The sequence below is a fragment of the Amycolatopsis sp. MJM2582 genome, from assembly GCF_000754115.1.
GTDB classification, from domain to species: domain Bacteria; phylum Actinomycetota; class Actinomycetes; order Mycobacteriales; family Pseudonocardiaceae; genus Amycolatopsis; species Amycolatopsis japonica.
Window position 1 is genome coordinate 1,694,424 of sequence record NZ_JPLW01000002.1, and the last position, 13,693, is coordinate 1,708,116.

Here is a 13,693-nt window from a genome sequence, read left to right on the forward strand (position 1 = left end):
TGTCCTGCCCACAATCCGGGAGGACAATATGAATGCCAGGGAAACAAGAAATCCCTTGACCTCCCCCAGTCGGGTGACCCATCGCTCACGGACGGTGAGCGACTGTGGCACGGGAGTACCAGACCGGCTCGCACACCAGCGAAAAGTCCGGAAAACGCAGGTCACACCCTGTACACGAAGGACATTTACGTTCTCTTGATGCCTTCCGGTATTCGATTTCCCGTCGTAGCCTTCGTCGTGCCGTCCGGGTTCGGCGTTCCCCGACGCGACCCCGGCGCCCGCGTCCCACCGAAGGGACCACCCCTCCCCAAGGACCCTTCCGAAAGGGCTATTCATGGCTGCCCGAATTCGCGCTCTCGTCGTGTCCGCCGCCGCGGTCGCGACCATTTCCGGCACCCCCGGAGAATCGATTCAGGCCGCGCCCGCACCGCCTCCCCCCGTGGTTCCGGAGGCCGCCCTGCTGCCACCGGAAACCGTCCCGCACGCGTCCGCGCGCGACGGTTTCGACGTGGCCTCGGCACTGTCCACCCCGGACCGTCGAGAGAGCAGGGTCGACGTCGGTGGTTGCGAAGACATCGTCCACGGCAGGCTGGTCGGCGACGGCGCCGCCGGCCAGGGCTTCCAGTCCGCGGTCCCCGGCGGCCAGGTCTCCGAACTGGTCGCCCGCATGACGAACCCACCCGATCTGGCGGCCTGGGCCGCGCAGGCCGGGCGGTGCTCGAAGGTGACGGTCGACGACGCGGCCGGTACCGCGGTGTCGACCGTCACCGTCCACCCGGCCCCCGTCGTGCCGGGCGCGAAATCCCTTTCCTACGAACAACTCCTAACGCTCCCCGGACAGCCCCCCGAGCTGCCGGGACTGCGTCTGCGCACCGTCGCCATCGCCGCCGACGACGTGCTGGTCGTGCTTCGTGACGCCGGGACCACCGGCCTCGATCTCGACGCGCTCGCCGTCGACGCCTGGCGGCACGCCGCCGGTCCGCTCGGCCGCTGATCCCCGCACCACCCGCCGATCCCCCGAGGAGACGTCATGTCCCTGGCCCCCGAAAACCTGCCCGCCACGGCCGGCTCAACCCTCCCCGACTGCCTGCGGCATTGGGCGGACACCGACGGCGACCGGCCGGCGGTCACCTTCACCGACTTCGCGACCGATCGCGCCGGGCGACGGCGGACGCTGACGTGGAAACAACTCAAGGACCGTGCCGACGCCGTCGCGAGCGCCCTGCCCGTCCGGGCCGGAGACCGCGTGGCGATCCTGTGCCCGCAGAGCGCCGAGTACGTCGTCGCCTTCCTCGGCGCGATCACCGCGGGCGCGATCGCCGTGCCGCTGTTCGATCCCGGGCTGCCCGGGCACGCCGGACGGCTCGCCGCGGTACTGACCGACTGCTCCCCCACCGCGGTGATCACCACCGCCGCGGCCGAGGACGCCGTCCGCGAGTTCCTGGCCGGCCTGCCCGGCGGCGAGCACGTCACGGTCGTCGCGGCCGACAAGACGGGGCCCGTCCGCGCCTGGCCCGCCCCCGCCCCGGCGCCGGACGACGTGGCGTACCTGCAATACACCTCCGGTTCGACGCGCAGCCCGGCCGGCGTGGTGCTGACCCACGAGAACGTGCTCGCCAACGTCAGCCAAGCGGTCCACGGGCTCGGAATCGCACCGACGGGGACCACGGTGTCGTGGCTGCCCCTGTTCCACGACATGGGTCTGGTGCTCGGCTTGATCACGCCGCTGGCGATGGGCATGCGATCGGTGCTGATAGATCCGCTGGCCTTCATCGAGCGTCCGGTGCGCTGGCTGGAACTGCTCGGCGACCACAACGGGAGCTGGAGCGCCGCCCCGAACTTCGCGTTCCACTACGCCGCGAGCCGGGTGCGCGAGGAGGATCGCGCCAAGCTCCGTCTCGACCGGGTCGCCGCGATCGTCAACGGCGCCGAGCCGATCAACCCCGGCGTGCTCGACCGGTTCCACGAAACCTTCGCCGAAGCCGGGTACACCCCGGACAAGACCAGGCCCGCGTACGGGCTGGCCGAGGCGACCGTGTTCGTCACCACCGGCCCCGGCGTTCCGCCGCGGGTCACCACGTTCGACCGCGCCGCACTGGGCGCCGGAACGGCACGGCCGTCGGACGACGGGCTCAAGCTGGTCGCCTGCGGTGTCCCGGTGGGTCAGCGAGTCGCGCTGGTCGATCCTGAAACCGGCGTCGCCTTGAAGGACGGGTCGGTCGGCGAGATCTGGGTCCACGGCCCCAATGTCGGCACCGGCTACTGGCAGAAACCCTTGGAGAGCACCGAAACCTTCGGCGCCAGGCTGACCGGCGACCACGGGGAGCTACCGGCCGGCCCTTGGTTGCGCACCGGCGACCTCGGCGTCCGGTACGACGGCGAGGTCTACATCGCGGGCCGGATCAAGGATCTGCTCATCGTCGACGGCCGCAACCACTACCCGCAGGACGTCGAAGCGACGGCGGCCTCGGCCGACCGCGACATCCGCCCTGGCAGTGTCGCCGCGTTCGCGGTCGAAGGCACCGACACCGAAGCCGCGGTCGTCGTCGCCGAGCACCGCGGGCACAGCGCGCTGACCACCGAGGACGAGCGGGCGCTCGCCGTGGCGGTCCGGCGGCTCGTTTCCGACGCGCACGGCCTCGCGTTGCGCGACGTCGTGCTCGTCCCGGCGGGCCTGGTCCCGCGGACCTCCAGCGGCAAGATCGCGCGGAGCGCCTGCCGCGACCGTTACCTCGCCGGCGATTACGGAAAGGCCTTGGTGCGATGAGAAACCCGTCGTTCGACACCCCCACGCTGCGCCGCTGGCTGCTGGACACCGTCGCCGGGCACACCGGCGTCGACGCGGCCCGGCTCGAAGCCGACCGCCCGCTCAGCGACTACGGCCTGTCCTCCCGCCAGGCCGTCGGTATCGCCGCCGACCTCGAAGACCTGCTCGGCACCCCGCTCCCGGCCACCCTGCTGTGGGAGAGCCCGACCATCGACCACCTGGCCCGCTCGCTCACCGGCGGCGCCGAGCCCGAACCCGAACCGGCGGGCACCGACCGTCGCCGGACCGATCCGATCGCCGTCGTCGGCCTCGGCTGCCGCTGGCCGGGCGCGGACGGCCTCGACGAATTCTGGGAACTGCTGCGCACTGGCCGCGACGCCGTCCGAACCGCGCCACCGGGCCGGTGGAGTGCTGACGCGGCGCCGATCGTCGGCGGATTCCTCGACGACGTGGCCGGTTTCGACGCGGACCACTTCGGCATCACTCCGCGTGAAGCGTCCACAATGGACCCGCAACAGCGGATGCTCCTGGAAGTCGCGTGGGCCGCGCTGGAACACGCTGGCATCGCCCCGGCGTCCCTGCGTGGCAGCCGGACCGGCGTGTTCACCGGGATCTCGACCCACGACTACGGCCATCTCACGATGGCGGGCGGCGGCGTGGATCTGTGGACCGCCACCGGCGCGGCCGGGAGCATCGCGGCCAACCGGCTCTCCTACGTCTACGACCTGCGCGGGCCGAGTATGGCGGTGGACACCGCCTGCTCCTCGTCGCTGGTCGCGGTGCACCACGCGGTCCGCGCGCTGCGCGACGGCGAGGCGGATCTGGCCTTGGCCGGCGGAGTGAACCTCATGCTGTTGCCCGGCCCGACGGCCGCGTTCGCCGCGGCGGGGCTGCTCGCCGAGAACGGCCGGTGCAAGACGTTCGCCGCGGACGCGGACGGCATCGCGCGTGCCGAGGGCTGCGGTGTCGTCGTGCTCAAACGGCTGGCGGACGCCGAATACGACGGAGACCGGGTGCTGGCGGTGATCCGCTCCACCGCGGTCAACTCCGACGGCCGGTCACAGGGTATGGCGGCGCCGAATCCCGTCGCACAGCAGGACATGCTGCGCACGGCGTATCACGGCGCCCGGCTCGATCCGTCCACTGTGGACTACGTCGAGGCGCACGGCACCGGCACGTTGCTCGGCGACCCGATCGAGGCCCGCTCGCTCGGCGCCGTGCTCGGCAAGGACCGCCCCGCCGACGCACCCCTGCTGATCGGCTCGGTGAAGACGAACATCGCGCACGCCGAGGCGGCCGCGGGGATCGCCGGGCTGATCAAGGTCGTCCTCGCGATGACCCGGGACGAACTGCCGCCTCAGCTGCATTTCACCGCGCCCAACCCGCATATCCCGTTCGACGACCTGCGCCTGAAGGTGGTGACCGAACCGATGCCGTGGCCGCGCCGGTCCGGGCGGGCCACCGCGGGCGTGTCCGCGTTCGGTTTCGGCGGGACCAACGCGCACGTCGTCCTCGAACAGGCGCCGCCGCCGGAGCCGGTCCCGGACCGCGGTGACGTCCGCATCGGACTGCTGTCGGCCCGCACCCGCGACCGTCTCACCGAACGGGCGACGCAGCTGGCGAACTGGCTGGAAGCCACGCCGTCGCTGTCCCTGGCCGACGTAACCCACACGCTCTCGCGCCGCGACAACGGCGGCCCGCACCGCGCCGCCGTCGTCGCCGGGGACACGGCCGAGCTGGCCGGGCTGCTGCGCGCCGTCGGTTCCGGCGCCGATCCGTTGCCCGCGGGCGCGGTCACCGGCACCACCCGGAGCACCGACGGCCCGGTGTTCGTGTTCTCCGGCCACGGCTCGCAGTGGCCGGGTATGGGGCAGGGATTGCTGGCCGCCGAACCCGCGTTCGCCGCCCAGGTCGACAAGCTCCACGACCTGTTCACCGAGCACACCGGCCGCTCGCTGCGCGCCCTGCTCACCAGCGGGGATCCCCTGTCCCTGCCCGAAACCCAGACGGCCATCTTCGGGATCCAGATCGCGCTCGCCGCCCAGTGGGAAGCTCTCGGCGTCCGGCCCGCGGCCGTCGTCGGGCACTCCCTCGGCTCCGCGGCGGCCGCCGTGGTGAGCGGCGTGCTCACGCCCGACGAGGCCGTCCATTTGGTCGCGACCCGGGCCCGGCTCCTGGGCACCATCGGTCCGGGTGGCGCGATGGCGGCGGTCGAACTGGCGCCGGAAGAGCTGGACCTGTACCCGGACATCGAACTCGCCGTCGAATCCGCGCCGGGACAGCTGACCGTGGCCGGGGACGCGGTCGTGCTCGATCTGCTCGTGGCGGAACTCGAAGCGGCCGGGCTGAGGGCGCGGTTGCTGCCGGTCGAGGTCGCCGGCCACTCCGCCCGCGTCGACCCGGTACTGCCCGCGCTCCGGGAGGCGCTCGCCGAACTGGGCGGCCGTCGTCCCACGGTTCCTTGGTACGACACGGTGCTGACCGATCCGCGGGAGCTGCCGGACTTCGACGCCGGGTACTGGGCCGCGCATTTGCGGCGTCCGGTGCGGTTCCGGCAGGCCGTGGCGGCCGCCGCCGCGGACGGGCACCGCGTGTTCCTCGAAGTGTCGCCGCATCCGATCCTGCGGGGTTCGGTGGCGAGGACGCTCGAAGCCGACGGCATCGACGACGCGCTCGTCACCGGGACCTTGCGCCGGGGCCAGGACGAGGTCCGCGCGCTGGGCGCCGCCGCGGCCGAGCTGTACTGCGCGGGCACCCGGATCACCACCGCCGATCCGGACGACGGGGCCCGGCTGGTCGACGTCCCGCCGATGCCGTGGCGGCACGAACGGCACTGGTACACGACCACCGAGGAGGCACCGTCTTTCGCGACCCGCACCCCGGAGCCCGAACCGGTGCGCAGTGGCGGAGGCGACCGGCTCACCGAGATCGTCGCCGCCGTGATGGGGCTGCGTCCCGACCGCCTCGACGCCCACGTCCCGCTGGTGGAACTCGGGCTCGATTCCTTGATGGCGAACCGGATCCGCGAGGCCGTCCGCCGCGAGTTCGGCACCGAACCCGACTCCGCGGCCGTGCTCCGGGGCGCCACACTCGCCGATCTCAGCCGCGATCTCGCGCCCCGCGAGAACGAGGCGCCGCTGCCGCCGCGCGGTCGCGCCTGGGACGCGGCGGACCGGCTGGTGCTGCGCCTGTGGCAAGAACACACCGGCACCGAAGCGGCCGGAACACACGTCCGGCTGGCCGAGACGGCCACACCGGACCGGCTGGCCGAACTGCTCGCCGCCGGGCTCGGCACCGAACTCGCCACGCCTGTCGACGCCGCCGAACTCCGCCGGCACGACACGCTCGCGGCCATCGCCGACGTCGCCCGCGCGGTCCTCGACACGAGGGAGGAGCGGGGGCCGGTGCACGTCCTCGCGCCCGGCGAGCCCGGAGTCGCGCCGCTGCTGCTGTTCCACCCCGGCGGCAGCACGTGCACCGTGTACCGGCCGTTGCTGGAGCGGCTGCCCACCGGAGTGCCGTGCGTCGGGTTCGAACGCGTTCCCGGTGTCAGCATCGAAGAGCGGGTCGAGCAGTTGCTGCCGTTGGTGCGGGAACAACGTCGCGACCGGCCGTACCGGCTTGCGGGCTGGTCGTTCGGCGGGGCGCTGGCGTACGGCGTCGCCGCGCGGCTCGCCGAAGAAGGCGAGGAGGTCGAGTTCGTCGCGCTGATCGACACGATGCTCCCGCTTCCGGAGCCGGACCTCGATGCGAGGGCGTCGTCGGCCCGGCGGTTCCTGCGCTTCACCGGATACGTCGAGGGGACCTACGGCCGCGAAGTGCGGCTCGGCCACGAGGAGCTCGCACCGCTGCCCGAGGAGGAGCAGATCGAGCTGACCATGCGGCGGGTCGCCGAGGCGGGCTTGCTCAGCCCCGGTGTCCTCCGGCACCAGCGTCAGTCCTTTTTGGACACACTGGCGGCCGAACGCGGCACGCCCCGTCGCTACGACGGGCGCGTCGTGCTCTACCGGGCGACCGAGCAGTACGCGGCCGGGCTGGCGATGGAACCCCGGTATTCGCGCACGGATCTCGCGGCGGGCTGGGCGGAACTGTGCCCGGGGCTGGAGATCGTGCCGGTCGAGGCGCATCACCTGTCGGTGGTCGACCCGCCCCACGTCGATGTCGTGGCGAGGCATCTGACGGGACTCCTGTGACCACGGCCCGGGCCGAGCGAGCGGTCGACCGCGCCTGGCCGCTTTTGGCAGTACTCGGCGCCGGGCTCTTCCTCGTTGCGGTCGACGCGACCGTGCTGCACGTCGCGTTGCCCGACCTCGTCCGGCAGTTGCGGCCAGGCGCGGCGGCTCAGGTGTGGATCGTGGCGATCTACCCGTTGACCGCCGCGCCGCTGCTGCTGCCGTTCGGCACCCTCGGCGACCGGTACGGGCGGCGGCGCGTACTGGTCGCCGGGTACGTCGTGTTCGGGATCGCGTCGCTCGGTTGCGCGTTCGCGCCGAACGTCCCGGTGCTGCTGGGCTGTCGCGCATTGCTCGGCTGCGGCGGCGCGATGATCATGCCGGTGACGATGTCGCTGCTCCGCGAGCTGTTCCCGGACCAGCGGCGTCGCCGGACGGCGATCGCGGTGTGCAGCGGGATCGCGGGCACCGGCTCGGTGTTCGGGCCGATCCTCGGCGGCGTGCTCGTCGAGGTGTGGGGCTGGCGGGCCACGTTCCTGCTGAATCCGCCGGTGATCCTGGCGGCGGTCGTCCTGGCGCTGCGGTGGCTCCCCCGGAACCCACCCGGGCGGCGTCCGTGGGACGCGGCCAGTGCGGCGCTCGCGGCGGGCGGTGTCCTCGGAATCGCTTTCGCCGTCGGGCATCCGGGAACTTGGACCACCGCGGTCGCCTCGGGCGTGACCGGGTGTGTCCTCATCGGACTGTTCCTGCGCCGCCAGCGCCGGACCGATCCGCCGCTGCTGGACCTCGCCCTGTTCCGGCGGCCGGGCGTGCGGGCCGCGGTCGGCGGAGTGCTGCTGGTGATGAGCACACTCGTCGGGCTCGGCCTGCTGTTCGCCCAATACCTGCAGGTGGTGCTGGGCCTATCGCCCACAGCGGCGGCGGGCCGGCTGCTGCTCGTATTGGGCGCGTCGGCCGTCGGAAGCGTCGTGACCCCGTCCCTGCTGGGACGCTTCGGCAACGCCCGGGTCCGGACGGCCGGGTTCGCGGTGGCGGCGGTCTCGTTGCTGGTCCCGGCGGCGGGTCCGGCGGCACTGACGTCGTCGGCGCTGCTGGGTGCCGGGCTGACCGGGCTGGGGCTGGGGATGGCGCTCGCGCTCACTTCAAGCACCGACACCCTGCTTTCGGCGACGTCGGCGGACCAGGCCGGGGGTGCCGCGGCGGTGGAGAAGACCGGATACGAACTGGGCGCCGGTTTCGGGACGACGGTGTTCGGTTCCGTGGCCGCTGCCGTGTACGCGGGCCATCTGACCGTCCCGGCCGGCGTGCCCGAACCAGCGCGAGCGCTGGCGTTGTCAGGCCCGGCTCAAGCGGAGGCGGCCGCATCAGGCCTCACGTCGCATTTAGCCGACGAACTGCTCGACGCCGCGAAAGCCGCCTGCACCACAGGGCTGCAGGTGTCGGTGACCGTCGCTTGTGGACTGTTCCTGGTGGCCGTGCTCGTCAGCTCGGGCGCGCCTCGTCGGTGAACTGCCCGGCGAACTCCCCGGTCGGCGGGATCTCCTGGATCACGTCGATCAGGACGCCGTTGGGGTCGGCGACGATGAAGTGCCGCTGCCCGAACTCCTCGCTGCGCAGGGAAAGCGCCTCGGGCAGCCCGGCCTCCCCGACCAGCCGCCGGTGTTCGGCGTCGACGTCTTCGACCTCGAAGTTCAGCAACAGTCCCTGCACGGGTTTGCCCGCCCCGCCGGGAATGGTGTCGTGCCCCGGGGCGAGGATCGCGAGCTCCCACTCACCGCGTTTCAGGCTGACGTACCAGTCGGCCTCGAAGGTGAGCTCGAAGCCGAAGTGATCGCGGTAGAAGTCCCGTGTCTCGGCGATCTTCTCGGTCATGAGAACGGGATAGAAGCTGGTCAGACGCATGGTGCCGCCTTCTCTGGTGAACAATACCTACCGTCGGTTTGTTTTATCGAAGTTAGCCAACCGACGGTCGGTATGTCAAGATCCGGGCATGCCCCGCACGAAGCAGCAGCAACGCGAAGAGACGATGGAGGCGTTGACCGCCACCGCCCGGCGGCTGTTCGCCGAGCACGGGTACGGCAAGGTCGGCCTGGAGACCATCGCGCAGACCGCCGGCGTCAGCAAAGGCGCGCTCTACCACCACTTCAGCAGCAAGGCGGAGCTGTTCCGGCACGTACTCGGCGTCGTGCAACACGACGTCGGCGAGCAGATCGCGCGGGCCGCGGACGCCGCGCCGGACTCGTGGGCCGGGCTGCTCGCCGGCTGCCGCGCGTTCCTCGCCGCCGCGACCGATCCGGAGACCCAGCAGATCATGCTGCTGGACGGTCCGTCGGTGGTCGGCTGGCAGGACTGGCGCGAACTGGACGCGGAGTCGTCCGCCCGGCACCTCGCCGAAGCCCTGACCGGTCTGATGACCGAGGGCGTCCTGGCGAAGCGCCCCGTCGAACCGTTGGTACGCCTGCTTTCCGGCGCGATGAACGAGGCCGCCGTCTGGCTCGCCCACTCCCCCGACCCGAAGGCCGACCTCGCCGCGACCATGGACACCCTGACACCGATGATCGAAGCGCTCCGCTGAGCCGAACTCGCGTGACTAGAGGCGTAACTCGCGTGATTGGGGCCGGATCATCGAGTTCGGCGTCCAATCACGCGAGTTCCGTCTTCAAGCACGCGAGTCACGTGTCCGGGCACAACGCGAAAAGGCCCCACCCGGTGCCGGGTGGGGCCTTCACTGCGGTGGGCGATACTGGGATCGAACCAGTGACCTCTTCGGTGTGAACGAAGCGCTCTCCCCCTGAGCTAATCGCCCGTGGTACGAACTTCGGTCCACCGGAGGAAGCGAACCTGGTGCGCGATACTGGGATTGAACCAGTGACCTCTTCCGTGTCAGGGAAGCGCTCTCCCGCTGAGCTAAACGCGCGTGGTGTTTCGTTCGTACTGGAGACAGCTTAGCGGACCCCGTTTTCGGGGCCGCACAGGGGGTTCCCAATCCGCGAGGCTCAGGGTTTCGGCAGGCGGGACGCGACCGAGCCCGCGATCTCCTTCGCCCGGTCGCAAGGGCTTCCGCTCCCCTCGCGCGCCAGGAGCCGGACGGCGACGTGCTCGACCTCGCGGTCCGGCAGCGGCCGATGCTGCCACGTGACGGCGCAGTTCGAGCCGCCGAACTCCCGCATGTCACCGGTGACACCGCTGCCGAGGTCGACCGGCGACCCCGCCGGCGCGTAGGCGCCTCGCTGCAGCTCGACGGTCAGCGTGTCCCCGCCGCCCACCCACTCGCAGATCCGCAACGTCCGCGGGGCGGGCTGCGTGTTGGGCATGGCCTTGCCGAGCACCGCGGGGTCGGCGACCGCGCACGGGTCGAGCGGCAGGATGCTCGCCGGGTCACCAACGCGATCGACCTCGTGCGTGCGCAGCCGGGTGAGCGCGGCGCTCAGCATGTCGTCGGCGGCCTTGCAGGGATCGCCTTCCCGCCCCGGATGGGACACGACGACGCCGAGCCGCCGATCCGCCGGCAGTTGCGCGACCGAATCGCAGCCGCCGCTGATCGTGCTGCGCAGCAACGGCAGCCCTTCGGCCGTGCGGTCCGTCCGTTCGACGCTGCTGGTGCTCACCCCTTCGCCGAGCCGCAGTTCGAAGCTGACGCCCTTGAGCCCGGTGTACTTGCAGCGAGCCGGGTAGATCGGGCTCGTTTCCGGTTTCAGGGTGCCGAACTCCTGCACGAACCGGCCGGCGAGCACCTTGCACGGATCCACCAGCCGCAGCCGTTCCGCGGCGAGCGCATCGTTCGCCGACAGCGAGGTGACCCCGGGGTTCTCGGGTTTGGCGTGCTCGGCGATGGCGAGGCCGAGCGCGACCATCCCGCCCACGACGAGCAGGACGACCGCGGCGAGCGAGCCGAACAGGATCTTCTTCGTCCGCGGCGCCATCTTCTTGGGCGGCGGCCGCCAGATCGGCAGCGGGAGGGCCAGCACCGAACGCACCTCGGTCTCCTGCTGCCGGATCCGGGCGTGCACGGCCGGTGGCCAGGGCGCCGCACCGGGCGGCACGGGGCCGAGGAAGTCCAGGATCTGTTCCGGAGTCGGCCGCCGCGCGGGATTCTTGGCCAGGCAAGGCTCGGCGAGCTGCCGGATCTCGTCCGTGACGGCGCTGAAATCCGCCGCGCCGTGCACGACGTTATACAGCGTTTGCGGTGCGGTCGGGCCGGTGAACGGGCCGCGGCCGGTCGCGGCCATGACCAGGATCGCGCCGAGGGAGAACACGTCGCTCGCGCCGGTGATCTGCCCGCTGCCCGCCTGTTCCGGGGACATGAACGCGGGCGAGCCGATGATCGCGCCCGTCCCGGTGAGGTCCTGCGCCTCCTCCGCCACCCGCGCGATGCCGAAGTCGATCACCCTCGGCCCGTCACTCGTCAGGATGATGTTGCTGGGCTTGAGGTCCCGGTGGATCAGTCCGGCACGGTGGATCTCGGTCAGCGCCGCGGCGAGCCCGGACGCCAGCAGCCGTACCGACTCGGCGGGCAGCGGCCCGGCCGCGTCCACGGCCTCCTTCAAGGACGGCCCCGTGACGAAGACCGAGGCGAGCCACGGGGTTTCCGCTTCCGCGTCGGCGTCCATGACCGCGGCCGTGTAGGCGCCGGAGACCAGCCGCGACGTGGCGACCTCGCGCCGGAACCGCTCACGGAAACGCGGGTCGTGCGCGAACTGGGCGTGCAGTTGTTTGACCGCGACGAGCCTGCCGTCCGGAGCGAGGCCGAGCACGACGCGGCCCATCCCGCCTTCGCCGAGTTCGGCGATGATCCGGTACGGGCCGATCTGCCGGGGTTCGCCGGGGTTCAACGGTTTCACTGGCCAGCCCTAGGGTTTCGGAAGTTTCTGCAGCAGCACCCCGGCGAACGCCTTGGCCTTCTCGCAGGCTTCGCCGGCGGTCATCTTCGTACCACTGGTCCCGACGGTGAGCTCGACGTTCTCGCCGTCTCGGTCGCTGACGGACCGATGCTGCCAGGTCAGCGAACAGGTGGAACGGGCGACGCCGTCGTCCTTCTTCGCCAGGTACACCGTGGCACCGCCGAGATCCAGGGTGGCGGTCTCCGTGTAGTACGAATCCTTCGACTGGGACGGCGGGTACGCCCGCACGAGGCTCAGCCGGACACTGCCCGCCGCGTCGTACCGGCACTGGTGCAGATGTTCGCGGATCGTTTCGACGACCGGGCCGATCAGCCGGTCCGTCGTCACGGGGCCGACGAGCGCGCACGGGTCGAGCGGCGCCAGCGTCCCGGCGGGGAGCTCGCGTTCCTGGCCGCCTGCCCGGATCCGTTTCACCGCGTCGGCGAGCGCCGCCTTCACCACCGAACACGCGGCGTCCTTTGTGGACATCGAGTTGACATCGACGGTGAGCTTCGTGTTCGGCAAGCCGGAGACCGGGACGGCGACCGCGCACGCGTCGTCGGATCCCTTGACCCGCAATGGAAGTCCTTCCAGCTCGCCGCCCGCCTCGCCTTCGACGAGGTCACCGCCGACCGCGAGCTCCAGCCACTTTCCCTCGGGCGAAGAGTACGTGCACGAATCGAACTGTATGTCGATCTTGGTGCTGAGCTTGCCGAACCCGGGCACGTCGCGTCCGTTCAGGACCTTGCACAGATCGACCCGGCGCAGGTTGTCCGGGCCGAGCGGGTCCTGGTTGACCGGGGTGGCGATCGGCTCGTCCGGTTGCGGCGGCGAACTCGGCGCGACGGCCGCAGGCGGCGGATCGTCCGAAGACAGGGAGACCGCCGCGACGACGCCACCGACGAGCAGCACGACACCGGCCGCGGCGAGCCCGGCGTACAGGCCACGCCGGGATCGTTTCGGCGGTGGCGGGTTCAGCAGCCGCTGGACCTCGGCCTGTTGCGTCGCGATGAGGTGCGACACCACCGGTGGCCACGGGCTGGTGACCGGCGAGATCGGGCCCAGCCGCTCCAGCACCCAGGCCGGGGACGGCCGGTCCGCCGCGTTCTTCGCCAGGCACGGCTCGACGATCTGCCGCAGCTCGGGCGCGAGATGCCGCAGATCGGGGTGGACGTGGACGACGTTGTACAAGGTGTGCGGGGTGGACGTCCCGGTGAAGGGATTCGCCCCGGTCGCAGCCATCACCAGCAGCGCGCCGAACGAGAACATGTCGCTCGCCGGGGTCAGCGGTTTGCCCTCGGCCTGTTCCGGCGACATGAACCCGGGCGAACCGATGACGGCGCCGGTATGCGTGAGTTCGGAGTCGCCTTCGACGGCACGGGCGATGCCGAAGTCGATCACCCGGGGGCCGTCGCCGGTGAGGATGACGTTGCTCGGCTTCAGGTCGCGGTGGATCAACCCGGCCCGGTGGATGTCGCCGAGCGCCAGCGCGAGCCCCGCGGCGAGATGCCGAACCGCCATCGGCGGCAGCGGACCGCCGGCGGAGACGGCCTCGGACAAGGCCGGTCCCGGCACGAACACCGAGGCCAGCCACGGTGTCGGCGCGTTCGGGTCGGCGTCCATGACCGGCGCCGTGTACGCACCGGACACCAGGCGCGAGGTTTCGACCTCCCGGCGGAATCGCTCGCGGAAACCGGGGTCGTGCGCGAAACCGGGATGGACCTGCTTGATCGCGACCAGGCGCCCGTCGGACGAGGTCCCGAGCAGCACCCGGCCCATCCCGCCCTCGCCGAGCGCGGCGAACACCCGGTAGCGCCCCACGCCGGTGGGTTCGCCGGTGTTCAACGGCTTCACGAAGGCCCCCTTGTCCCGAG

The 13,693-nt window shown here is 71.6% G+C and carries 8 protein-coding genes and 2 tRNA genes; 5 read left to right on the forward strand and 5 right to left on the reverse strand.

Features of this window, described 5'->3' with window-relative positions:
• Positions 1 to 334 precede the first annotated feature (334 nt).
• The 4 genes from ED92_RS17995 to ED92_RS18010 are packed head-to-tail and all read left to right on the forward strand — an operon-like array spanning position 335 to position 8,447.
• Positions 335 to 994, forward strand: a complete 660-nt coding sequence (locus ED92_RS17995; protein WP_037339427.1) for a hypothetical protein — start codon at positions 335 to 337, stop codon at positions 992 to 994.
• A gap of 36 nt (positions 995 to 1,030) precedes the next feature.
• Positions 1,031 to 2,767, forward strand: coding sequence for a fatty acyl-AMP ligase (locus tag ED92_RS18000; RefSeq protein WP_037339429.1), 1,737 nt, complete (start codon positions 1,031 to 1,033; stop codon positions 2,765 to 2,767).
• Positions 2,764 to 6,960 (forward strand): type I polyketide synthase, encoded by a 4,197-nt coding sequence (locus ED92_RS18005; RefSeq protein WP_037339432.1) that lies wholly within the window; start codon positions 2,764 to 2,766, stop codon positions 6,958 to 6,960. Before ED92_RS18000 ends, ED92_RS18005 begins: the two co-directional genes overlap by 4 nt.
• Positions 6,957 to 8,447, forward strand: coding sequence for an MFS transporter (locus ED92_RS18010; RefSeq protein WP_037339436.1), 1,491 nt, complete (start codon positions 6,957 to 6,959; stop codon positions 8,445 to 8,447). The genes ED92_RS18005 and ED92_RS18010 overlap by 4 nt, the downstream gene beginning before the upstream one ends.
• Here ED92_RS18010 and ED92_RS18015 read toward each other — a convergent pair.
• A complete protein-coding gene (locus ED92_RS18015; protein ID WP_037339438.1) occupies positions 8,422 to 8,841 on the reverse strand; it encodes a VOC family protein in 420 nt (139 codons plus the stop codon). The two genes, ED92_RS18010 and ED92_RS18015, sit on opposite strands and share 26 nt — an antisense overlap.
• 88 nt (positions 8,842 to 8,929) lie before the next feature.
• On the opposite strand from ED92_RS18015, the gene ED92_RS18020 reads away from it, so the two are divergent.
• Positions 8,930 to 9,514, forward strand: coding sequence for a TetR/AcrR family transcriptional regulator (locus ED92_RS18020; RefSeq protein WP_037339440.1), 585 nt, complete (start codon positions 8,930 to 8,932; stop codon positions 9,512 to 9,514).
• 159 nt (positions 9,515 to 9,673) lie between these two features.
• Here the strand turns inward: ED92_RS18020 and ED92_RS18025 are convergent.
• From ED92_RS18025 to ED92_RS18040, 4 genes are all read right to left on the reverse strand, one after another.
• A tRNA-Val gene (locus ED92_RS18025) sits at positions 9,674 to 9,745 on the reverse strand.
• Between the two features lie 36 nt (positions 9,746 to 9,781).
• Positions 9,782 to 9,856 (reverse strand) — tRNA-Val (locus ED92_RS18030).
• Between the two features lie 79 nt (positions 9,857 to 9,935).
• Positions 9,936 to 11,780 (reverse strand): serine/threonine-protein kinase, encoded by a 1,845-nt coding sequence (locus ED92_RS18035; protein WP_037339441.1) that lies wholly within the window; start codon positions 11,778 to 11,780, stop codon positions 9,936 to 9,938.
• Positions 11,781 to 11,789: 9 nt separating this feature from the next.
• Positions 11,790 to 13,673 (reverse strand): serine/threonine-protein kinase, encoded by a 1,884-nt coding sequence (locus ED92_RS18040; protein ID WP_037339443.1) that lies wholly within the window; start codon positions 13,671 to 13,673, stop codon positions 11,790 to 11,792.
• Positions 13,674 to 13,693 lie beyond the last annotated feature (20 nt).

Coding starts and splice junctions, on each gene's coding strand:
- ED92_RS18015 (WP_037339438.1), bottom strand. CDS start 8,841: ATGCGTCTGACCAGCTTCTATCCCGTTCTCATGACCGAGAAGATCGCC.
- ED92_RS18020 (WP_037339440.1), top strand. CDS start 8,930: ATGCCCCGCACGAAGCAGCAGCAACGCGAAGAGACGATGGAGGCGTTG.
- ED92_RS17995 (WP_037339427.1), top strand. CDS start 335: ATGGCTGCCCGAATTCGCGCTCTCGTCGTGTCCGCCGCCGCGGTCGCG.
- ED92_RS18000 (WP_037339429.1), top strand. CDS start 1,031: ATGTCCCTGGCCCCCGAAAACCTGCCCGCCACGGCCGGCTCAACCCTC.
- ED92_RS18005 (WP_037339432.1), top strand. CDS start 2,764: ATGAGAAACCCGTCGTTCGACACCCCCACGCTGCGCCGCTGGCTGCTG.